Source organism: Mycobacterium tilburgii (assembly GCF_902168065.1).
In the GTDB taxonomy this organism is placed as follows: Bacteria; Actinomycetota; Actinomycetes; order Mycobacteriales; family Mycobacteriaceae; genus Mycobacterium; species Mycobacterium tilburgii.
In genome coordinates this window covers 297,543-318,765 of sequence record NZ_LR655690.1, presented here as the reverse complement: position 1 = coordinate 318,765, position 21,223 = coordinate 297,543, and the positions used below count along the sequence as shown (strand labels likewise).

Sequence of the window (21,223 nt, the reverse complement as noted above, 5' to 3'; positions counted from 1 at the left end):
CGTCCGGTGCTTCTACCGACATCAGTACTTCCGCTCCTTGGGTTCGTAGCGCGTCTGCACGACGGGTTTGAAGTCCAGCGCGATGTCGCTCAACAACTCACTGCCCTGCTTGTAAGCCATCATGTGACGCATGTAGTTGACGTCGTCGCGGTTTGGGTAGTCCTCGCGGGCGTGGCCACCACGGTATTACTTGCGGTTCAGCGCACCGACCACGGTCACTTCGGCCAACTCCAGCAGGAAGCCCAGCTCGATGGCCTCCAGCAGGTCGTTGTTGAAACGTTTCCCCTTGTCACGGTGATTCGGAAGTAGCGCTCCTTGATCGCGTGGATGTCGGTGAGCGCCTGCTTGAGCGTCTCCTCGGTCCGGAACACCGCGGCGTTGTTGTCCATCGTCTGCTGCAGGGCGCCGCGGATGTCGGCGACGCGTTCGTTGCCGTGCTCGCTGAGGATGTCGGACATCCAGCCGATCACCATCGCCTCCGGATCGGCGGCATGTCGACGAAGTCGTGGCCTTGGGCGTAACTGGCGGCGGAGATGCCGGCGCGACGGCCAAAGACGTTGATTTCCAGCAGCGAATTGGTGCCCAGCCGGTTGGCGCCGTGCACCGACACCCAGGCGCACTCGCCGGCGGTGTACAAGCCGGGAACAGCAGAGGTGTTGTCCCGCAACACTTGTCCGGTGACGGTGGTGGGGATGCCCCTATCACGTAGTGGCACGTCGGGTAGACCGGCACCAGCTCCTTGACCGAGTCGACGCCCAGATAGGTGCGGGCGAACTCGGGTGATGTCGGGCAGCTTGGACTCCAGCACGTCTTTGCCCAGGTGGCGCACGTCGATGTACACGTAGTCCTTGTGCGGTCCGGCGCCGCGGCCCTCCAAAACTTCCAAAACCATTGAACAGGATACGATGTCGCGAGGTGCCAGGTCGACGACCGTGGGGGCGTAACGCTCCATGAAACGCTCACCCTCGCCGTTGAGCAGCCGACCGCCCGCACATGCCGCCTTGGGCGGCGCAGGCGTGGCTGCGGGTGGGGTACAGCTTGGTCAGCACCGCGGTGCGGGCCCGCGGCCCGGCCTCGACGGCGGCGCGCATGCCGGCGCCGCCCGCCCCGACGATCACCACGTCGTATCGGTGTTGCTGGATCATGGGTTAGCCTCCGATATTCGGGTCGTAGGTCACCAGCACGTATGTGCCCAGCACCAGCGTGAAGCCCATCGACAACAGCAGCAGGCTGTTCAGTCAGAACCGGGTGCTATCTTTGTGGCTGTAGTCGTCGATGATGGTGCGCAGGCCGTTACCGCCGTGCAATTGCGCCAGCCACTTGAGCCACATAGTTGAAGTCGATCCGGTACACTCTGTTGTCCCACATCAGCATGATGAACAGGTGCCCGAGCGCCAGGAGCACCAGCGCGGTTCCGGAGAACCGCATGAACAGCCACGCGAACTTCTCGAAGTTGGGGATGCCGGCGCAGCGGCGCGGGAAGCGGGGATTGTCCAGGCTGGGCGGGCGGTCGTGGCTGCGTTGCAGCACCGGCGCCACCTCGCCGCGCCCGAGCTGAAGGTCGGGGCTGCTCATCGGAAGTGCTCCATCATGTGAATGCCGATGATCACCGCCGCCGGCACCATGACCAAGAGGTAGATGACGGCGATGATCCACAGCATGGTTTTCTGATGACGCGGTCCCTCGGACCAGAAGGCGATCAGGATGATGCGGATCCCGTTGAGTGCGTGGACAAGCACCGTGGCGACCAACCCGAACTCCATCAGGTCGACGATCGGGGTCTTGTAGGTCTGGATCACCTCGTTGTAGGCCTGCGGGCTGACCCGGACCAGGGCGGTGTCCAAGACGTGTACGAACAGGAAGAAAAAGATCGTCGCGCCGGAGATGCGATGCAGTACCCACAACCACATGCCCGGATCTCCCCGATAGAGGGTCCGAGGTGGCCGCCGTTTACGTACTGACTCCGTTGACGGTGTCGGTGTTGCGGAATCTGCGACTGTCGCCTGTGTGCTGAAACCACTCCTTAAATCGTCTGCGAAAGTAAGGCGGGAAACTGAGCTTAGCCGGGTAATGATGCGTCCGGTACCGGATGACACCGCCGCCGACCGGCCATTTCGGATCACCGATAGGGTTGGTTATCTCGACACGAGCCCATCGATGATTGGAGTTGCAGGATGCCCGATGTTGACTGGAATATGTTGCGGTACAAAGCAATACAGGCAGCGTCGGGCGCCTATGCGCCGTATTCGCAATTCCCTGTTGGGGCAGCCGCTTTGGTCGACGACGGCCGAGTGGTTACCGGCTGCAATGTGGAAAATGTCTCATATGGCCTGGGTCTCTGTGCCGAATGCGGCGTGGTGTCTGCCCTGCATACGACGGGTGGCGGCCGGTTGACCGCGTTGGTGTGTGTTGATTCACGCGGTGCGCTTTTGATGCCGTGCGGGCGGTGTCGGCAGCTGCTGTTGGAGCACGGTGGCCGCGACTTGCAGATCGCGTACCCGTCCGGACCGCGCCGCCTCGTCGATCTGCTGCCGGACCCGTTCGACGGTGACGACTTGGTCCGAGGGCGTTGTTGAGCGACATCGCTTTCGACGCGCCGACGGTCATCCGCACCAAGCGCGACGGCGGCCGGTTGTCCGATGTCGCGATCGATTGGGTCGTCGACGCCTTCACCCATGGCCGCGTCGCCGACGAGCAGATGGCGGCGCTGTTGATGGCGATCTTCTGGCGCGGCCTGGATCGGGGCGAGCTTGCGCGCTGGACGGTGGCGATGCTGGCATCGGGCGAGCGGCTGGATTTCGCGGGGTTGCGCTCGGGCGGCAAGCCCCTGACGACCGTGGACAAGCACTCCACCGGCGGCGTCGGCGACAAGACCACGCTGGTGCTGGTGCCCGTCGTCGCGGCCTGTGGCGCCGCAGTGCCCAAGGTCTCCGGCCGCGGGCTGGGCCACACCGGCGGCACCCTGGATAAGCTGGAAGCCATCGCGGGTTTCACCGCGAAAATCTCCATTAACCAAGTGCGTCAACAACTTTGCGATCTCGGGGCGGCGATATTCGCCGCCGGTGAGTTAGCACCGGCCGACAAGAAGATCTACGCGCTGCGCGACATCACCGCCACCGTCGACTCGTTGCCGCTGATCGCCAGCTCGGTGATGAGCAAGAAACTGGCCGAGGGGGTCGGCGCGCTGGTCCTCGACGTCAAGGTCGGTTCGGGTGCGTTGCTGCCGGAGCCGCAGTGCCGCGAACTCGCGCGGACCATGGTGGAGCTGGGTGCGGCTCACGGTGTGCCCACACGGGCGGTGCTGACGGACATGGAAAGCCCGCTGGGCGCCGCGGTCGGCAACGCGCTCGAGGTCGCCGAGGCGCTGGAGGTGCTGGCCGGCGGGGGCCCGCCCGACGTGGTGGAGCTGACGGTGCGGCTGGCCGCCGACATGCTCGGGCTGGCCGGGGTCGACGGCCGCGATCCCGCCGAGGTGCTGCGTGATGGCACCGCGATGGACGTGTTCCGGCGGCTGGTTGCCGCGCAGGGCGGGGATTTGTCGGTACCGTTTCCAATCGGTTCGCATTCGGAGACGGTGACCGCCGCGCGGAGCGGCACAATGGAGTCTATAGACGCTATGGCAGTGGGACTGACGGCTTGGCGACTCGGCGCGGGTAGATCCCGTCCGGGTGGGCGTGTGCAGCCCGGCGCCGGTGTGCGGATCCATCGCCGGCCGGGCGAGCTGGTGGCGGCCGGTGAGCCGCTGTTCACCCTCTACACTGACACCCCCGAGCGTTTCCCCGCCGCGATGGCCGAGCTGGACGGCGGCTTCAGCGTCGGCGACACCGTACCGGCGGGACGGCCGCTCATCCTCGGTCGGATCGACGCATGACCGCCCCGCTGGAGTTACGGCAGATCGAGAAGGCGCCCAAGGCACTGCTGCACGATCACCTCGACGGCGGGCTGCGACCGTCGACCGTGCTCGATATCGCCGGCCAGATCGGTTACGACGAGCTGCCCGCCACCGACGCCGACGATCTTGCCACCTGGTTTCGTACCCGGTCGCACAGCGGCTCGCTGGAGCGGTACTTGGAGCCGTTCTCGCACACCGTGGCCGTCATGCAGACGCCCGAGGCGTTGTATCGCGTGGCCTACGAGTGCGTGAAAGATCTGGCCGCCGACTCCGTGGTTTATGCCGAGATCCGGTTCGCCCCGGAGCTGCACATCAATCGCGGGTTGTCCTTTGACGAGGTCGTCGACGCGGTGCTGGAAGGCTTTGCCGCCGGCGAGAAGGCGGCCGCGGCGGCCGGTCGCCCGATCGTCGTGCGGCTGCTGGTCACCGCGATGCGCCACGCCGCGCTGTCCCGGGAGATCGCCGAGTTAGCCATCCGGTTCCGGGGCCGGGGCGTGGTCGGGTTCGACATCGCCGGGGCCGAGGCGGGCAATCCGCCCACACGGCATCTCGACGCGTTCGAGTGCATGCGAGATCACAACGCGAGCTTCACCATTCACGCTGGGGAGGCATTCGGGCTGCCCTCCATACACGAAGCGATCGCGTTCTGCGGTGCCGACCGGCTCGGGCACGGGGTGCGCATCGTCGACGACATCGAGATGGTCGAGGGGCACGGCGTGCGGCTGGGCAGGCTGGCATCGATCTTGCGGGACAATCGAATTCCGCTGGAATTATGCCCGAGCTCGAACGTGCAGACCGGCGCGGTCAAGAGCATCGCCGATCATCCCTTTGACCTGCTGGCCCGGGCCCGGTTCCGGGTCACCGTCAACACCGACAATCGGCTGATGAGCGACACCACGATGAGCCTCGAAATGCACCGTCTGGTAGAGGCTTTCGGCTACGGCTGGGCCGATCTCGAGCGGTTCACTATCAACGCGATGAAGTCGGCGTTCATCCCCTTCGACGAGCGGCTGGCGCTCATCGACGAGGTGATTAAGCCGCGCTACGCGGTGCTGATCGGCTAGAACGGCGGCGGTTCGCGGTCACATATGGCTCATACCTCCCAGGCCGCCCATCGCTGGTGTGTCGATGTGCGGCGGGGGTGCGATCGGCGGCGGAGCGATCGGGTCGATCGGTGGCGGAGGCGGCGGTGCGGGCGGCGCGAAAGGCCCTCCCGTACAGACGGGATCGGCGGGCATGCTCATGCTGATGCACTCGGATCTGCCGGGCTGGTGGGAGCTCCGGGCAGAGCGGGCGCTGCGCCGGCGGGCGCGGGTGCGGGGTTGGGTGCAAAGGGGCCGCCCTGACAAATGGCGTCGGCGGGCATCATGATGCATTTGGGATCGTTTGGACCAGTGGGCGTGTCATTCGCATTCGCGGGAACCGCCGTGCCGACCGATACTACCGCAATAAGCGTCACGGCCAGAACAAGTTTCGCGGTGATGACCCGGACTTGCGCGGCAGGATATCCGTCCATCGGTACCCCAAGGTCGCTGTCTACATACTTTGACACGGTTCGTTCACTTTGCGGAAGAGCCAATTTTTCCAAGCGAAATTAGACAGATGTCAGTACGGCGCATGGTTCCGAGCCTTTGCTGTCGTTAAAACGGCGGCGGTTCGTCGGGTGGTGCCGCGGCGAGTAATGCAGCCCAGCGGTTTTGGCGCGCTTCGCGCCGGTTTCGGTTGTCCCGGCGTTCGTTCGCGATGTTCGCCGCACGGCTCTGGGCGCGGGTACGGGTCCGCGTCGGCATGCGGCCGGTTAGGCCGGCGCATCGCCGGTCCGGTGTTGCGTCGACGGGCGTCGCGACGTCGCCGGTTGGCACGCACAGGGCGAGGAAGAGCAACGCGCTGCCGGGATTGGTTACGTACGTCCGCCCACCGGGCAACGTCCAGATGACGGTGCCGTAGGGTAATTGCCGGTCCTGCCAGCCCCAAATGTCTTAAGCAGGTGGTGGTTTCGACACAAACATTTTAGGTTCGACGGATAGGTTGCGCCGCCGTCGCGTTGCGGGACGGTTGTAGTCGATGTCGCAATCGGTGGCAGGCCGTAACCCGGAGCCCGGCAGTTGAGGTCGCGCGCGGACGAAGTCGCTCAGCGCCCGCAATGGCACGTAGCCCGATTCCGCAGCTGGCGGCACCGTCATCGGTTGCAGCTTCGCCGTTTTGGCCAATTCCCGAACGACCTCGGCGGGTACAATGCCGTCGCCGTACAGAAAACCGGAGTCGGCACCGAATTCGTCGACGGTGGCGCGGTCGGCGACCACATGAATGACAACGGAGTCGGGCCGCTTCGGCGCGGAACCGGCTGGGCAGTCGACCTTGCCGCAACCGCACGCCAGCCGGTCCTGCCCGGCGGCCAGTGCGCCCAACGCGTCGGTGCGCAGCTGTCCGATGGTTCGCGGATCGTTGTCGCACACCGTCTTGGCGAGCTCGTTTAGCCGTCCGTCGAGCACTCGCCCCGTCGTCGCGAACACCGAGCCGTTGATCAACGCCGTGCCTGGCCTCCATCGGGATGACCTCGAAGAAGCGGTCCGCCGCGTGGTCCTGCGATCGGCGCACGGCGTCGCGGTCGACCTTGGCGACTACGCGATCTATCTCGGGGGCGAGCTTCCAACTCGTCATCGACGGCCAGCGCGGCGCCTTGATCGCCAATTGGGTGTCCACGGCGGCAAGTGCGTCGGGATCGACGTGCGAAAGACGAGGGTGCGAAACAACCGGAAGTCGATGTCACCGGCCCGGAAAGCCCCGGCCACGGCCAGAAGCCGCTCATGCATGGCCCGGGCGTAACGCAGGTTGCTGTGGCCCATCGCCACACTGGTGCCGAGCGCGGCGGCGACTTCGGCCGCCACCGCATCGCTGGTGTCCGCCGCCCACTGGGCGCACTCGCCGTGCTCGGTCGTCCGCAGCCGGAAACAGGTCACCGATGGCGAGCAGGCGAGCCACCGCGGCCTGGGCCTCCGCGCGCGCCGCATCGCCGATCTGAGTGAGCAGCGTCGAAGTATCGAATATGTGTTCGAGTATAGTGACGACCGTCGACGAGAAGGCGCTCGCCGACTGATCACCCTGCATGGCACCGCCGCAGTTTCCTCGGGAGCCACGATCCGGCGCGCCCAGTCGGCAAGGCCTTCGGCGTTGGCCAGGCCGGGTGAGCTGCGGCGGCGGCCAATGTGGGTGCGGGAGGGGGGTCGCCGCGATGACCGACGTGTCCGAGTTCGGGTTCGAGGGCCGTTTCGCCGATTGGGCCGACGACGCCCGCTACTTCGAGTACTCGAAGGCCGCCAACCCGATCGGCTCCGGACATGTCCCGCCCATGCCGATCACCCAGTTCGGGCCCGACGTCTACCTGGATCAGCCGACCGGGGTGGTGCCGCTGGATCTCTCCGCCGACCTGGGCGTCGAGGGCGGGGCCGCGACCAGCCCGGCCCTGCTCGCCAACTTCGTCCGCATCCGGGCCGGTGAACAGATCGACACCAGCCCGAACGCCACCTCGCAGCTGTACTACGTGCTGTTCGGCCATGGCTTCGCCGCGATCAACGGCCAGCTGGTCAAGTGGGAGAAGGGCGACTTCCTCACCCCTGCCCGCCGGGGCTCGCTGGGTGTTCTACGCCGACTCCGAGGCGGCCATGTACTGGGTGCACGACGATCCGCTGCTACGCTACCTGGGCTCCGAGGCGCGTGAGCCGAGGTTCCGGGCGACCAAGTTTCACCGTGTCGACGCCGTCGCCAAGCTGGACGAGATCGCCACGCAACCGGGCGCTAACGACAAGAGCCGGGTGAGCGTGCTGCTGGCCAACGAGAACCAAGAGCAGACGCTGACCATCACCTACGGTGCTGTGGGCGATGTTCGGGGTGCTGTCGCCCAACCAGGAGCAGCGGCCGCACCGGCACCAGTCCGTCGCGCTCGACCTCATCCTGGATGCGCCGCCGAGCGGCTGCTACACCCTGCTGGGCACCCGTCTCGACGAGCTCGGCAACATCGCTGACCCGATCCGGGTGGACTGGCAGGCCGGCGGGGCGTTCACCACGCCGCCGGGTATGTGGCACGCCCACTACAACGAGACCGACTACCCGGCGCACCTGATCCCGGTTCAGGACGCGGGCCTGCAGACTCACCTGCGCAGTCTAGACATCAAATTCACCCAGAGCCGCGACCTCGTCGGCGGCTGAGCCGGGCGCTGTGCGTCCTGCCCGGCTGACGAATACTGTGGCGTGACATGAGGTTGCCCCTGCTGGGTCCGGTGTCTCTCACGGGCTTTCAGAACGGCTGGTTCTTCCTCTTCCTGTTGGCCGTGCTGCTGCTGGCGGCGCTGTACGTCGTGCAGCAGTACGGCCGGCGCCGCCGCGTCCTGCGGTTCGCCAATATGGAAATGCTCGAGCGGGTCGCACCCGCCCGGCTGAGCCGGTGGCGGCACGTGCCGACGATCCTGCTCGTCGTGTCCCTGGTGCTGCTCACGACGGCGATGGCCGGGCCGACGACCGACGTTCGGATTCCGCTGAACCGGGCCGTGGTGATGCTGGTGATCGACGTCTCGGAGTCGATGGCCGCCACCGATGTCCCACCCAACCGGCTGGCCGCCGCGAAGGAAGCCGGTAAGCAGTTCGCCGACGAGTTGACGCCGGCCATCAACCTCGGGCTGGTGGCCTTCGCGGCCAACGCCACGCTGTTGGTCTCGCCGACGACGAACCGCGGTGCGGTCAAGGTCGCGATCGACGGCCTGCAACCGGCTCCGAAAACCGCTACCGGAGAAGGCCTTTTCACCGCGCTGCAGGCCATTGCCACGGTGGGGGCGGTTATGGGTGGCGGCGAGGGTCCGCCGCCCGCCCGCATCGTGCTGGAGTCCGACGGCGCCGAGAACGTCCCCCTGGACCCCAACGCGCCGCAGGGCGCGTTTACCGCGGCCCGTGCCGCCAAGGGCGCCGGCGTGCAGATTTCGACGATCTCGTTCGGCACCCCCGACGGCACGGTGGAATACCAGGGCGCAACGATTCCCGTCCCCGTCGAAGATCAGACGCTGCAGGAGATCTGCAAGATCACCGACGGCCAGGCGTTCCACGCCGACAGCCTGCAGTCGCTCAAGGAAGTCTACTCGACGCTGCAACGCCAGATCGGCTACGAGACCGTGAAGGGCGACGCCAGCCTGGCGTGGGTGCTGCTCGGGACGGTCGTGCTGGCTGGCGCGGTGCTGGCCGGGCTGGTCCTGAACCGTCGGCTGCCGGCCTGAGCAATCACGCCCGGCCTCACGTGGGCAGGCGCCGGTTGATCAGCAGGGCCAGCGCCGTCGCGGCCAGTGCGGTGAGGAAGCCCAGCCGCAGCCAGCCCGCTCCGCCGGGCCCGGGCACCGTGCGGTACCCGATCTCGTTCTGGATGTCGGCGTAGTCCTTTTCGAGCTCGTCGAGGTTGGATGCCGTGTAGGCCTGCCCGCCGGCCAGCTGGGCGACCTTCTTCATCTGATCCGTCGACACGGGCACCTTGACCTGCACCCCGTCCAGGCTGATGGTGCCAGTGGGCGTGCCGAACGAGATCGTCGAGATCGGCACCCCCTGATCCTTGGCCAGCCGCGCCGAAGTGTACACGCCGTCGTGTGGGTCGCTGGGATCGTTCGGCCGGTTCTCGCCGCCGTCGGACAGCAACACGATGCGGGCCGGGAGCGGGGTGTCGCTGCCGTCCTGGTTGGTCGCCTCGATGGCGTGCAGCGCGGTGAAGATGGCCTCTCCGGTCGCCGTGCCGTCGCCGGCCTGCAGTTTCTGCAGGGCGTCGATGGTGGCCTGATGTTGCGGCGTCGGCGGCACTAGCAGGTAGGGGGTTCCGGCGAACCCGACCAGCCCGAGGTTGATGCCCGGCGTCAGCTGCGCGGCGAACTTACTGGCCGCCTGCTCGGCGGCCTTGAGCCGGCTGGGCTCGACGTCGGTGGCTTGCATCGAATGCGACATGTCGATCACCAGCATGACGACGGCGCGGTTGCGCGGGATGCGCATGTCGTGCGTCGGGGTGGCCAGCGAGATGGTAAGCAGCACCAGGCTCAGCACCGAGACGGCTATCGGCAGGTGCCGCCAAATCGATTGCGGGACCTCGGCTTCAGTGAAGCGACGCAGACGATGGCGGCGCCGCGACTGGACCAAGATGTAAACGCCCAGCAGTGCCAGCGGGATCAGACTGAACAGCAACAGGGCCGGACGTTGAAAGCCGTAGAGCGGCAGCGGTCCGATCATGGGAAGCGACACCCGCAAGTAAAGATGAGTCCCACGGGCCCGTCAAACGCACGCTATTCGCGCCGCAGCCTGGACTCGACGAACTTCTCCAGGTTTTCCCATTCGCGCACCGCCGCTGAATACGGCGCGGCGGGCTCGTCCACCGAACCCGGTTCCAGCACGTGGGCCACCAGCTTGCCCAGCGGCTTGTCGGGCTCGAGCGCCTTGTCGACCGTGCTCTCCTCGGAGTAGTCGCCGATGTCGCGAAGCAGCTCGACGGCGAGGTCGAGCTGGTCGCGATCCACCGCGTCGGGACCGTCGGCGATGTCCTCGGCCAGCCCGCTGAGCACGTAGATGTTCTCGTCGGTGACCTCCACGGCCAGAGATCCGTCGGTCGCGGCGGTGCGGATGTCGTCGTAGGTGCTCAGATCCGACAGGTCGTGGTCGTGCTCGTCGGCCAGGTAACGCGCCAGGGCCCGCTCGGAGGTGAACACGCTGATCCGCCCGTTGCGGCCCAGGAAGATCGGTCGGTCGTCAAGGTAGCAGCGCAGCGTGTAGAACGTGCCGGAACTCGTCATGATCCGGACGGGATCGATGCCTACCTCCACCCAGAAGTCCTCGTCGCCGCCCAGCACGACGATGTCGCCGGGCGCACGCTCCTCGGCCTCCTCGTCTTCGGAGTCTACCGTCTCGTCCTCGGTTTTGGTGTCGTTGGTCTCGCCGTCGGAGGTTTCGGCTTCGGTCTCGTCCGACTCGCCGGTTTCTTCCTGGGCTTCTTCTTGAGGCTCTTCCCGCTCTTCTTCCAACTCGGCCGCGGCCTTTTCCGACGTCGCCGTGTCGACCTCGGGAATGCTGACGATCTCCTCGACGGCGGTGAGCACGTCATCCCAACTGCGCGCGATGATCTCGCCGATGGCGTGCCAGCGCTTCTCGCCCGCCTTGCCGCTGAAGTTGTCGATTCCGCCGGACACCGTGCCCAGGATGGGGTTGCCGTTGAAGAACTTCGACACCGCCGCCAGCTCACACACCGATCCGATCGACGACACGATCGCCAGCGCCGCGGCCAGCGTGTTCACCGACTCCTCGGTCGGCTTCTCGGCCACCAGCTCCTCGATCGCGACCAGGTCGAACTGGCGGTTCTCGGCCGGTTTGAAGCTGTGCGCGTGCGCCGTCGTTAGCTTCTCCCACGCCGGGTGGTCGATCAGATCGTTGTCGGTGTCGGTGCGCACGAATGCCACGAGATCGGCAACGGACTCGAAGACGAACCAGTCCTCGTCCTTGCCCAGGAACGCCTCCCATTCGTCGCCCGAGTCGCGCCAGCGCGGTGCCCACACTGTGTACCGGTCACCCTCGGACAGGCTCAGGTGGATCGGGACGAGGTCAGCAGCCATGCGGGACAGAATAGCGACGACCGGTGGGCCCGCCCGGCCCGGTGGCGGCTTATCCCGCCCAGATACTGGCGATCGCGGGAGCGTTTGCCGCGTTACCCGTCTTCGGCAGCCCGTACATCTGCTCGATGGTGGACAGCAGGTTGTAGTGGCTCATCGGTTCGTTGTAGTTGCCCGGCTGCACGTGCGCGCCATAGATGATCGTCGGGATCTGGTTGCGGCTGCTGTTGTTGTCTTCGTCCCAGGTCGCGATCAGCAGGCTGTTGTTGGCCACCGCCCAGTTGGCGTATCCGGACAACTGCCGGTTCAGCCAGGGCATCGCCCTGCGATATGGACCCGTCGTGCATGTTGTTGTCGTTGTTGGGGATGACGAACGTCACCGTCAGCAGGGCGGCGTAATTGCCCCGCGGGAAAGCGGAGAACGGCACCGAATTGGCCGGTGGCACATTGGTGAAGTTGGCCCACGGCACGTGCTTGCGGGCGTACTTGCCCGCGCTGCAAAGGGTGAGCCGACCGCCGGCGAGTCCTCGGCGTAGCAGACGAATGTGTAACCGGCGCTTAGTAATTCGGAACCCAGGTTGGGTGCGTTGCCGGTGTTGATCGGGCAGGAGTCCTTGATCATCCCGAACGTGTTGCCGGCGAAGAGGACCAGATAGTTCGGCTCGCTGAGATGCGTTTCTGCGTACGACTGGATCATGTTGGCGCCGTGACTGGCAAGGGCATTGATGAACGGGTTCTGGGGGGCTGCCGATGATGTGTCCCACGGAACGGTTCTCATCCACCACGATGACGATGTGCGCGGGCCGCGGCAGCGCCTGCCGCGGCAGTCACCCGCGGAGCCAGCGGCGTGGCAGCCAGCCACGTCAACACCACCGCGGCGACCAACCTTGCGGGACTTGGAATCTCGCGAAACACCCAGGAAAGCATACGAGCGCTCGTACGAGAGTAGGCGCAGGCACGCGTGCGTGTCAGCGGCACTTTAGCCAACTGACGTCGGATTGTTATATACCCTTTGACGAATGGACCTCCGTGTGATCGATCATTCGTTGGCCGTCGCCCGGCTGACGGTGTTGCGCGACAAACGCACGAATGGCGCCGGCTTTCGGGCCCGCATTGCGTGAGCTGACGCTGATGCTGGTCTACGAGGCTACCCGGGACGCCGCCACGGTGCCGGTCCGGATCCGCACGCCGCTGGCCCAGACGGTCGGCACCTGACTGGTGAACCCGCCGCTGCTGGTGCCGGTGTTGCGTGCTGGGCTCGGCATGATCGATGAGGCCCATGGCGCGATCCCGGAGGCTCAGGTCGGCTTCGTCGGTGTGGCCTGCGACGAGCAAACCCATGAGCCGTTCCTGTACATGGAATCGCTGCCCGACAAGCTCAACCGACGGCCGGTGATGGTACTCGACCCGATGCTGGCCACCGGCGGGTCTATGCGGTACACGATCGAACTGCTGCAGCGCGGCGGCGCGACGAACATCAGCGTGCTCTGCGTGGTGGCCGCGTCGGAAGGCCTTGCGGCGGTTGAGGAAATCGCTCCGGATGCGCGAGTGTTCACCGCCGCGGTGGACAAGGGGATCAACAAGTCGGCGTTCATCGTGCCCGGTCTCGGCGACGCCGGCTATCGCCAGTTCGGGCCGCGCACCTTCACCAGCGTTCTACCGCAACAGCCAATTCGGCGCGCAGCGCAGCGGCATAAGTCCGTGAAGACATCAGGTCGCCGAAAGGTGAAAGGCGAATCTCCATGTAGCACTTCACCTTCGGCTCGGTACCGGAAGGGCGCACCACCATCCTGATCGACGTGTCCCCGTCGCCGCCGGCGAAGATCAGCGCGTCGCCGATATCGGTGACGGTCGCGCGGAACCCGGCCAATTCACCCGGCGGAGCGGCCCGCAGCCGCTGCATGAGCGCCGCGGCCTCCGCGCTGTCGGCGACCCGGCGTGACACCGCACCCACCTCGTGTACGCCGTAGCGGCGGGCCAGATCGTCGAGCACGTCGGTCAGCGAGCGGCCCGCCGCCTGCAACTCCGCGACCAGATCGCACACCAGCACCGCGGCGCTGATGCCGTCCTTGTCCCGCACCGCGACCGGGTCGACGCAGTGGCCAATCGCCTCTTCGTAGGCATAGACCAGGCGCCCGCCCGGCACTCCGGCATCGGCCCGCGCCAGCCATTTGAACCCGGTGAGCGTCTCGACGTGAGTGGCGCCGTAGTGGGCGGCGATCGCGGCCAGCATCCGGGAGGACACCACGGTACTGGCGACAACGGCGGTGCCCGGCTGCCGCTCTCGGGATAGGATATAATCGCCTAACAGCCAACCGGTTTCGTCGCCGGAGAGCATCCGCCACCCGGAATCGGTGGGGATGCCCACCGCGCAGCGGTCGGCGTCGGGGTCCAGCGCGATCGCGACGTCCGCGTCGATGTCGACCGCCAGGGCCAGCAGCGCGTCGGTAGCGCCGGGCTCCTCGGGGTTGGGGAACGCCACGGTGGGGAAGTCGGGGTCGGGTGCGAACTGGGCGCCGACGGTGTGCACCTGTCCGAACCCGGCCCGGTGCAGTGTCTCGACCGCGACAGCACCGCCGACCCCGTGCAGCGCCGTGAGCGCCACCTGTACCGAGCCGGTGCTCCGCCGTACCGCCGCCGCACGCCGCACGTAACGCTCGACGATGTAGGTGTCGTTGGGGGCCAAGGCTTTTCGTGGGATCCGGTCGACGAAAGGCGCTGTCGACATCGCGGTTTCGATCTCGGTGTCGACGGGCGGGATGATCTGGATGCCGCCGTCGAAGTAGACCTTGTAGCCGTTGTCGGTGGCCGGATTGTGGGAGGCGGTGATCTGGATGCCGGCGGCGGCGCCGGTGTGGCGCACCGCGAACGCGACCACCGGCGTGGGAACCGAACCCGGTAGCTGAAGCACCTTAAAACCTTGGGCAGCAAGGATTTCCGCGGTTACTGTTGCGAAGTGCGCCGAGCCGTGCCGGGCGTCACGCCCGACGATCACCAGCGACCCGGCCAATCCGCGCGCGGTGAGCACCCGCGCCACCGCCCACGTCGCCCGCGACACTACGGCGACGTTCATGGCGTCCGGGCCCTCGCGAACCGGACCACGGAGTCCGGCGGTGCCGAACTTGAGCGGTTGCGTCACCAGGCCATTCTGCTAGATCCGCTCGATGATCGAGGCCAGCAGCGCCCCGATCCGGGCCGCCGAGGCCGCCCCGGCCGCCATCACGTCGGCATGGCTCAGCGGAGCACCGCTGATGCCGGCGGCCAGGTTGGTCACCAGCGAGATGCCCAGCACCTCGGCACCCGCCGCGCGGGCCGCGATTGTCTCGTGCACCGTCGACATGCCGACCAGGTCCGCACCCAGGGTCTGCAGCATCCGGATCTCGGCTGGTGTCTCGTAATGTGGGCCGGGCAGGCCGGCATACACACCCTCGGTCAGCTCGGGGTCGGCGTCGCGGGCCAGCCGGCGCAGCCGGGACGCGTAGGCGTCGGTCAGATCGACGAACTGAGCACCGACCAGGGGCGACCACGCGGTCAGGTTCAGGTGATCGCTGATCAGCACGGGCTGCCCTACCCGCATGTCGGTGCGCAGGCCGCCGGCCGCGTTCGTGAGTACGACGATCCCCGCCCCCGCCGCGCAGGCCGTCCGCACCGGGTGCACGATATGACTCAGGTCGTGTCCCTCGTAGGCATGGATCCGGCCGGCCAGCACCAGCACCCGGTGTGCGCCGATGCGCACCGACAACAGCTCGCCGGGATGACCAGCCGCGCGGGGCGCGGCGAAGCCGGGCAGCCCGGCTTGCGGCAGCGTCGCGGTGGCCGTGCCCAGCTCGGCAAGCGCCAGCGACCAGCCCGACCCGAGAACGATTGCGACGTCGTGCTCCTCGACGCCGGTGCGCTCGCGAATGACCTGTGCGGCTTGGCGTGCCAGCTGCATATCCCCGGGTGCAACGTCCGTCACACTCAGCGAGCTTAGCTTCGCTATGTATGCCAGGATTTTCCACATGCGTTTTGGCAGACGGTCGATTGTTGGCCTGGTACTTGCAATCGCGGTCTCGGTGGTCGCGGTCATCGGTGGTTCCGCAACGCCGGCGCGAGCGGATTGCCCCAACGTCCAACTCATCTTCGTCCGCGGAACCAACGAGCCGCCGGGCCTCGGCGCCGTCGGTGATGCGCTCTTCGCTGCGCTGCAACCCTCGCTGGGCCAGCGCGCCGTCGACAACTATGCGGTGAACTACCCGGCCAGCTACAACTTCCTGCAGACCGCAGACGGCGCCAACGACGCCCGCGATCACATCGCGGCGATGGCCGACCAGTGTCCGGCCACCCATTTGGTCCTCGGCGGCTTCTCGCAGGGCGCCGCCGCGGTGTCGATGTTGGCCGGAGTGCCGCCGCTGGGCAACACCGTCGGTGAGTTCGGGTTGGCCGCCGGCACCGGATCCCGACCTGGCCAACAAGGTCCGGGCGGTCGCCATGTTCGGCAATCCCGGCAACCGGTCGACACCCCGCTGTCGACGACCAAACAATTCGCCGGCCGCGCCATCGGTCTGTGCAGCCCGGGTGATCCGGTCTGCGTCGTCGGCGGCCGCGACCGGGACGCCCACCACAACTACTCGACAGCGCCGTACCCCGACGAGGCGGCAAGCTTCATCGCCGGACGGGTGTAGCCCGGCGTACCCGTCCGTGCCGGGTTCGGTCGGTGAGATAATCCGAGGATGCCAACCCACTCCGCATTGGACAGCGTCGAAGACGCGGTGCGGCGGCTTGGCGCCGATCTTGTCGAGTTGTCGCACGCAATCCATGCCGAACCCGAGCTCGCGTTCGCCGAGCGCCGCAGCTGCGCCAAGACGCAGGCGCTGGTGGCCGAGCGCGGCTTCCACGTCGCCAAGGCCCCCAGCCGGGCTGGACACCGCGTTCCGCGCCGATTTCGGCAGCGGTCCGCTGGTCGTGGGCGTCTGCGCGGAGTACGACGCCCTGCCCGGCATCGGACACGCCTGTGCCACAACATCATCGCGGCCTCCGCGGTCGGAACCGCGCTGGCGCTGGCCGAGGTCGCCGATGAGCTGGGCCTGACCGTCGCCCTGATCGGCACCCAGCCGAGGAAGCCGGCGGCGGCAAGGCGCTGCTGCTGGAGGCCGAAATGTTCGACGCCACCGCCGTGATGCTGCATCCCGGCCCCATCGACATCGCTGCCGCCCGGTCCCTGGCCCTGACCGAGGTGACCGTCGACTATCGTGGCAAGGAATCGCACGCAGCCGTCGCGCCGTTTCTGGGCGTCAACGCCGCCGACGCGGTCACCGTCGCGCAGGTCGCGATCGGCCTGCTGCGTCAGCAACTGGCGCCCGGTCAGCTGGTCCACGGTATTGTCACCAACGGAGGCCAGGCCGTAAACGTCATCCCCGGCAGCGCGACGCTGCAGTACGCGATGCGCGCACCCGAAATCGACTAGCTGCGCGAGCTGGAGGACAGGGCGTACGCCTGCTTCGCCGCGGGTGCGCTGGCCGCCGGCTGCGAATACGAAATCGACACGCCCGCACCGGCTTACGTGGAAATCAGACCCGACGCGTGGCTGGCCGAGACCTGCCGCGAGGAGATGCGCCGCCTCGGGGGGGAACCAATTGCGACCGAGTACGAGAAGGCGCTGCCGATAGGCAGCACCGACATGGGCAAACACACGTCCTGCCGGGCATCCACCCGTTAATCGGGGGCGACGCCGGCGGTGCCACCGTGCACCAGCGCGCCTTCGCCGCGGCCGCCGCTGGGCCGAGCGCCGACCGTACGGTAGTCGACGGCGCCATTATGCTGGCGCGCACGGTCTTCCACCTCGCCCAGGACGGCACCGAACGCGACCGGGTGCTGTCGGCGGCGCAACGTCGGACCTGCCGATGAGCCTGGTCGACACCGCCGAGTCGTGGGTGGCAGCCTACTACGACGACCTGATCGAGTGGCGTCGCCACATCCACCGATATCCGGAGCTGGGCGCCAGGAGTACGCCACCACGCAGTTCGCCGCCGAGCGGTTGGCCGACGCCGGGCTCAACCCCAAGGTGCTGCCCAACGGCACCGACCTGACCTGCGACTTCGGCCCGGAGGATCGGCCCAGGATCGCGCTGCGGGCCGACATGGATGCGCTGCCGATGACCGAACGGACCGGCGCGCCCTACGCCTCCACGATGGTCGGCGTCGCACACGCCTGCGGGCACGACGCGCACACCTCCATCCTGTTGGGCACCGCGCTGGCTGGCGTCGGTGCCCGAACTCCCGGTCGGGGTGCGGCTGATCTTCCAGAAGGCCGAGGAGCTGGCCCGGCGACGCGATCGCCGCCGGAGCGTTGATCGGGGTGTCGCGGATTTTCGCCTTGCACTGCGATCCGCGGCTGGAGGTCGGCAAGGTCGCGGTGCGGCAGGGCCCGATCACCTCGGCCGCCGACCACCTCGGCCGCCGACCACATCCGCATCGCGCTGTACTCGCCGGGCGGGCACACGTCGCGGCCGCACCTGACTGCGGACCTGGTGTACGGGCTCGGCACGCTGATCACCGGCGTGCCCGGGTGCTGTCGCGGCGGCTCGACCGCGCAACGGCACCGTCCTGGTGTGGGGTGCGGTCAACGCCGGGCAAGCCGCCAACGCGATCCCGCGGAGCGGCGAAGCTGTCCGGCACCATGCGCACCGCCAGCCGGCACACCTGGCTCGAGCTCGAGGAAATCATCCGGCAGGCCGTCGACGCGCTGCTGGCGCCGCTGGGCATCGAACACACCATGGAATACCGGGCGCGGCGTGCCCCCGGTGGTCAACGAGGAGATCTCGACCCGCATCCTCACCCACGCGATCGAGGCCGTTAGCCCGGACGCACTGGCCGACACCCGCCAGTCCGGCGGCGGCGAGGCCTTCTCCTGGTATCTCGAGGAGATACCGGGCGCGATGGCGCGACTGGGGGTCTGGTCGGGGGAGGGCCCACAGCTGGACCTGTACCAGCCGACGTTCGATCTCGACGAGCGGGCGCTGGGGATCGGGCTGCGGGTGATGGTCAACATCGTCGAGCAGTCCGCGCTGTTCGCCGAGCCTCAAAGAGCCTAGGCGGTGGTCCCCGGACCGATGTTGCTGGACGGTCGGGTCCGCAGGTCGTGCACGTATTCGGCTGGTGCGCCCGCGATTTCGGCGGCCTCGGCCATCACGCCTAGATAGCGCGCCGACGGCAGTCCGCCCTCCCAGGCGTCGAGCACGTAGAGCCAGGCCAGCACCGGGTCGGTGGTGGTGTCCGAGGACAGCCGCTCCACCCGGCACCTGATCTTCTTGTGGATGCCGAACTCGGAGCCCTCCCAGCGGTCCAGGCTCATCTCGTCGGCCGGCGTCATGTCATAGAGCACGATGAACACCTTGGAGTCGGGGTCTTCGACGACGGTGGCCAGCGCCCCTTCCCAGCCGATGTCCTCGCCCCCGAAGGTCAGCCGCCACCCGTGCAACCAGCCCGTTCCGGCCATCGGGGAGTGGGGTGCGCGCTGCTGCATCTGCTCGGGATGCATGTTCGATCCGTAGGCGGCGTAGAGCGGCACGCAGAAAGCTTAGACGCCGGACGGCCACACGGTATTCACCCGCACGTCTCCGATGCCCCCTTAGATTAGGTTGGAAACGTGCCGACCCGCATCGTGATCCTCGGGTGGCGGCCCAGCCGGTTATGAAGCCGCGCTGGTGCCACTGGCGTCGTCATCGGCGGCGGGGTGGTGGCGCCGATCGCCATGGCGGTGCAGAACCGCATCACGGTCAACGAGCTGGCGCAGACGCTGGACGGTCTACCCATCGCTGTCCGGTTCGATCACCGATGCCGCGCGCCGGCTGATGGCGCACGACGATCTGGACTGAGGACAGGCCGTCCGCCGCTCGACGAACTAGCCTTGGTGTTGCCCCGCCTACTGACGAGTAACCGACAGGAGCCTGTTCCCGTGAGTGACCCGTTGTCCACGTTGGGACCGCAGCAACGCGCGGCCGCCTGGCAGCGGCTCGGATCTGAACAGTTCGACGTTGTCGTGATCGGCGGTGGTGTGGTCGGCTCCGGTTGCGCGTTGGACACCGCCACCCGCGGGCTCAAGGTCGCGCAGGTGGAGGCGCGCGATCTGGCCTCGGGCACCTCCAGCCGGTCCTCGAAGATGTTCCACGGCGGGCTGCGCTACCTCGAGCAGCTGGAGTTCGGGCTGGTGCGTGAGGCGCTGTACGAGCGCGAACTCTCGCTGACCACGCTGGCGCCGCATCTAGTCAAGCCGCTGCCGTTCCTGTTCCCGCTCACGCACCGGTGGTGGGAGCGCCCCTACACCGCGGCCGGCATCTTCCTCTACGACAGCCTGGGCGGCGCGAAATCGGTTCCCGCGCAGAAACATTTGACCCGGGCCGGCGCGCTGCGGCTGTGCCCGGGCCTAAAGCGCAGCTCGTTGATCGGGGGAATCCGCTACTACGACACCGTCGTCGACGACGCCCGGCACACGATGACCGTCGCGCGTACCGCGGCGCACTACGGCGCGGTGGTGCGTTGCTCGACCCAGGTGGTCGCGCTGCTGCGCGAGGGCGAGCGGGTGATCGGGGTTCGCATCCGCGACTCCGAAGACGGCTCGGTCACCGAAGTCCGCGGTCACGTCGTGGTCAACGCGACCGGGGTGTGGACCGACGAGATCCAGGCATTGTCCAAGCAGCGCGGGCGGTTTCAGGTCCGCGCCTCCAAGGGCGTGCACGTGGTGGTGCCGCGGGATCGGATCGTCAGCGACGTCGCGATCATCCTGCGCACCGAGAAATCGGTGATGTTCGTGATCCCGTGGGGTGGGCACTGGATCATCGGCACCACCGATACGGACTGGAATCTCGACCTGGCCCACCCGGCAGCCACCAAGGCCGACATCGACTACATCCTGTCCACTGTGAACACGGTGCTGGCGACCCCGCTGACGCACGCCGACATCGACGGCGTGTATGCGGGGCTGCGGCCGCTGCTGGCCGGAGAGAGCGAGGAGACCTCGAAGCTGTCCCGGGAGCATGCCGTCGCGGTGCCCGCGCCCGGCCTGGTCGCCATCGCGGGCGGCAAATACACCACCTACCGGGTAATGGCCGCCGACGCGATCGACACCGCCGCGCAGTTCGTGCCGGCCCGCGTCGCGCCGTCGATCACCGAGAAGGTGAGCCTGCTGGGCGCCGAGGGTTACTTCGCCCTGATCAATCAGGTCGAGCACGTCGGCGAAATGGTGGGCCTGCACCCGTATCGGGTGCGCCATCTGCTGGACCGTTACGGCTCGCTGATGGACGACGTGCTAGCGCTGGCCGCCGATCATCCCGAGCTGCTCACGCCGATCACCGACGCGCCCGGCTACCTGAAGGCGGAAGCCCTTTACGCCGTCACGGCCGAGGGGGCACTGCATCTCGAGGACATTCTGGCCCGCCGGATGCGCATCTCGATCGAGTACTCACACCGCGGCGTCGACTGCGCCCGCGAGGTGGCCGACATCGTCGCGCCGGTGCTGGGCTGGAGCGCCGCGGACGTTCAGCGTGAGGTCGCCAACTACACCGCGCGGGTGGAGGCCGAGATCCTGTCCCAGGCGCAGCCCGACGATGTGTCGGCCGACGAATTGCGGGCCAGCGCACCCGAGGCGCGGGCCGAGATCCTCGAGCCGGTTCCGCTCAATTGAGTCTGTGGTGAGGCCCGCGCCGCTGCCTCTGCGCGACGGGTTGGGGCCCGCGCGG

At 67.4% G+C, this 21,223-nt stretch carries 14 protein-coding genes and 10 pseudogenes; 11 read left to right on the top strand and 13 right to left on the bottom strand.

Annotated elements, in window-relative coordinates:
• Nucleotides 1-21 precede the first annotated feature (21 nt).
• The 5 genes and pseudogenes from FQ389_RS18665 to sdhC all read right to left on the bottom strand — a co-directional run bounded on the left by FQ389_RS18665 (nt 22) and on the right by sdhC (nt 1,910).
• Nucleotides 22-389: pseudogene (locus tag FQ389_RS18665) on the bottom strand (hypothetical protein).
• 77 nt (nt 390-466) lie between these two features.
• Nucleotides 467-952, bottom strand: a complete 486-nt coding sequence (locus tag FQ389_RS18660; RefSeq protein ID WP_260860377.1) for an FAD-binding protein — start codon at nt 950-952, stop codon at nt 467-469.
• 7 nt (nt 953-959) lie between these two features.
• Nucleotides 960-1,145, bottom strand: a complete 186-nt coding sequence (locus FQ389_RS18655) for an FAD-binding protein (RefSeq protein WP_260860375.1) — start codon at nt 1,143-1,145, stop codon at nt 960-962.
• Nucleotides 1,146-1,148: 3 nt separating this feature from the next.
• Nucleotides 1,149-1,575: pseudogene (locus FQ389_RS01590) on the bottom strand (succinate dehydrogenase).
• Nucleotides 1,572-1,910: a succinate dehydrogenase, cytochrome b556 subunit gene (gene sdhC, locus FQ389_RS01585; protein ID WP_260860373.1), complete on the bottom strand. Its 339-nt coding sequence runs from the start codon at nt 1,908-1,910 to the stop codon at nt 1,572-1,574. Before sdhC ends, FQ389_RS01590 begins: the two are co-directional and overlap by 4 nt.
• A 264-nt stretch (nt 1,911-2,174) precedes the next feature.
• On the opposite strand from sdhC, the gene FQ389_RS01580 reads away from it, so the two are divergent.
• The 3 genes from FQ389_RS01580 to FQ389_RS01570 are packed head-to-tail and all read left to right on the top strand — an operon-like array spanning nt 2,175 to nt 4,956.
• Nucleotides 2,175-2,576 (top strand): cytidine deaminase, encoded by a 402-nt coding sequence (locus tag FQ389_RS01580; RefSeq protein WP_144205871.1) that lies wholly within the window; start codon nt 2,175-2,177, stop codon nt 2,574-2,576.
• Complete coding sequence (locus FQ389_RS01575; protein ID WP_144205870.1) at nt 2,573-3,871, top strand: thymidine phosphorylase; 1,299 nt, start codon at nt 2,573-2,575, stop codon at nt 3,869-3,871. The genes FQ389_RS01580 and FQ389_RS01575 overlap by 4 nt, the downstream gene beginning before the upstream one ends.
• Nucleotides 3,868-4,956: an adenosine deaminase gene (locus FQ389_RS01570; protein ID WP_144205869.1), complete on the top strand. Its 1,089-nt coding sequence runs from the start codon at nt 3,868-3,870 to the stop codon at nt 4,954-4,956. The genes FQ389_RS01575 and FQ389_RS01570 overlap by 4 nt, the downstream gene beginning before the upstream one ends.
• Before the next feature lie 915 nt (nt 4,957-5,871).
• Here the strand turns inward: FQ389_RS01570 and FQ389_RS18650 are convergent.
• Together FQ389_RS18650 and FQ389_RS18645 are read right to left on the bottom strand one after the other, a co-directional pair.
• Nucleotides 5,872-6,420: a 13E12 repeat family protein gene (locus FQ389_RS18650; RefSeq protein WP_260860371.1), complete on the bottom strand. Its 549-nt coding sequence runs from the start codon at nt 6,418-6,420 to the stop codon at nt 5,872-5,874.
• A gap of 127 nt (nt 6,421-6,547) precedes the next feature.
• Nucleotides 6,548-6,903, bottom strand: a pseudogene (locus FQ389_RS18645) (DUF222 domain-containing protein); the annotation flags it as partial.
• A gap of 221 nt (nt 6,904-7,124) precedes the next feature.
• On the opposite strand from FQ389_RS18645, the pseudogene FQ389_RS21055 reads away from it, so the two are divergent.
• Both FQ389_RS21055 and FQ389_RS01555 read left to right on the top strand, forming a co-directional pair.
• Nucleotides 7,125-8,098: pseudogene (locus FQ389_RS21055) on the top strand (cupin).
• Nucleotides 8,099-8,145: 47 nt separating this feature from the next.
• Entirely contained in the window at nt 8,146-9,153 is a 1,008-nt protein-coding gene (locus tag FQ389_RS01555; protein WP_144205868.1) for a VWA domain-containing protein, read from the top strand.
• Between the two features lie 16 nt (nt 9,154-9,169).
• Here FQ389_RS01555 and FQ389_RS01550 read toward each other — a convergent pair whose 3' ends face one another.
• The 3 genes and pseudogenes from FQ389_RS01550 to FQ389_RS01540 all read right to left on the bottom strand — a co-directional run bounded on the left by FQ389_RS01550 (nt 9,170) and on the right by FQ389_RS01540 (nt 12,435).
• Nucleotides 9,170-10,153 carry a VWA domain-containing protein gene (locus tag FQ389_RS01550; protein WP_144205867.1) on the bottom strand — a complete coding sequence of 328 codons (984 nt, stop codon included), beginning with the start codon at nt 10,151-10,153 and terminating at the stop codon, nt 9,170-9,172.
• A 41-nt stretch (nt 10,154-10,194) separates the two neighbouring features.
• Nucleotides 10,195-11,511, bottom strand: a complete 1,317-nt coding sequence (gene satS / locus FQ389_RS01545; RefSeq protein ID WP_144205866.1) for a protein export chaperone SatS — start codon at nt 11,509-11,511, stop codon at nt 10,195-10,197.
• Nucleotides 11,512-11,560: 49 nt separating this feature from the next.
• A pseudogene (locus FQ389_RS01540) lies at nt 11,561-12,435 on the bottom strand (alkaline phosphatase family protein).
• 92 nt (nt 12,436-12,527) lie between these two features.
• Here FQ389_RS01540 and upp point away from each other — a divergent pair.
• Nucleotides 12,528-13,149: pseudogene (upp, locus tag FQ389_RS01535) on the top strand (uracil phosphoribosyltransferase); the annotation flags it as partial.
• A 4-nt stretch (nt 13,150-13,153) separates the two neighbouring features.
• Here the strand turns inward: upp and FQ389_RS01530 are convergent.
• Nucleotides 13,154-14,641, bottom strand: a pseudogene (locus FQ389_RS01530) (phospho-sugar mutase); the annotation flags it as partial.
• An 18-nt stretch (nt 14,642-14,659) separates the two neighbouring features.
• On the bottom strand, nt 14,660-15,442 hold the full coding sequence (locus FQ389_RS01525) for a purine-nucleoside phosphorylase (protein WP_144205865.1): 783 nt from the start codon (nt 15,440-15,442) through the stop codon (nt 14,660-14,662).
• Between the two features lie 67 nt (nt 15,443-15,509).
• Here FQ389_RS01525 and FQ389_RS01520 point away from each other — a divergent pair, with 67 nt between their 5' ends.
• From FQ389_RS01520 to FQ389_RS01510, 3 genes and pseudogenes are all read left to right on the top strand, one after another.
• A complete protein-coding gene (locus FQ389_RS01520) occupies nt 15,510-16,172 on the top strand; it encodes a cutinase family protein (RefSeq protein WP_260860365.1) in 663 nt (220 codons plus the stop codon).
• A gap of 48 nt (nt 16,173-16,220) precedes the next feature.
• Nucleotides 16,221-17,394: pseudogene (locus FQ389_RS01515) on the top strand (amidohydrolase).
• A pseudogene (locus tag FQ389_RS01510) lies at nt 17,391-18,580 on the top strand (amidohydrolase). The pseudogenes FQ389_RS01515 and FQ389_RS01510 overlap by 4 nt, the downstream one beginning before the upstream one ends.
• Here the strand turns inward: FQ389_RS01510 and FQ389_RS01505 are convergent.
• On the bottom strand, nt 18,577-19,056 hold the full coding sequence (locus tag FQ389_RS01505; protein WP_144205863.1) for a gamma-glutamylcyclotransferase: 480 nt from the start codon (nt 19,054-19,056) through the stop codon (nt 18,577-18,579). The pseudogene FQ389_RS01510 and the gene FQ389_RS01505 overlap by 4 nt on opposite strands.
• Nucleotides 19,057-19,194: 138 nt before the next feature.
• On the opposite strand from FQ389_RS01505, the pseudogene FQ389_RS18630 reads away from it, so the two are divergent.
• A pseudogene (locus tag FQ389_RS18630) lies at nt 19,195-19,363 on the top strand (NAD(P)H-quinone dehydrogenase); the annotation flags it as partial.
• 80 nt (nt 19,364-19,443) lie between these two features.
• Nucleotides 19,444-21,168, top strand: a complete 1,725-nt coding sequence (locus tag FQ389_RS01495) for a glycerol-3-phosphate dehydrogenase/oxidase (RefSeq protein ID WP_260860363.1) — start codon at nt 19,444-19,446, stop codon at nt 21,166-21,168.
• Nucleotides 21,169-21,223 lie beyond the last annotated feature (55 nt).

Excerpts from the sequence above, each read along its gene's own strand:
- FQ389_RS18660 (WP_260860377.1), bottom strand. The coding sequence starts at position 952 with ATGGAGCGTTACGCCCCCACGGTCGTCGACCTGGCACCTCGCGACATC.
- FQ389_RS18655 (WP_260860375.1), bottom strand. The coding sequence starts at position 1,145 with ATGATCCAGCAACACCGATACGACGTGGTGATCGTCGGGGCGGGCGGC.
- sdhC (WP_260860373.1), bottom strand. The coding sequence starts at position 1,910 with ATGTGGTTGTGGGTACTGCATCGCATCTCCGGCGCGACGATCTTTTTC.
- FQ389_RS01580 (WP_144205871.1), top strand. The coding sequence starts at position 2,175 with ATGCCCGATGTTGACTGGAATATGTTGCGGTACAAAGCAATACAGGCA.
- FQ389_RS01570 (WP_144205869.1), top strand. The coding sequence starts at position 3,868 with ATGACCGCCCCGCTGGAGTTACGGCAGATCGAGAAGGCGCCCAAGGCA.
- FQ389_RS01555 (WP_144205868.1), top strand. The coding sequence starts at position 8,146 with ATGAGGTTGCCCCTGCTGGGTCCGGTGTCTCTCACGGGCTTTCAGAAC.
- satS (WP_144205866.1), bottom strand. The coding sequence starts at position 11,511 with ATGGCTGCTGACCTCGTCCCGATCCACCTGAGCCTGTCCGAGGGTGAC.
- FQ389_RS01525 (WP_144205865.1), bottom strand. The coding sequence starts at position 15,442 with ATGCAGCTGGCACGCCAAGCCGCACAGGTCATTCGCGAGCGCACCGGC.
- FQ389_RS01520 (WP_260860365.1), top strand. The coding sequence starts at position 15,510 with ATGCGTTTTGGCAGACGGTCGATTGTTGGCCTGGTACTTGCAATCGCG.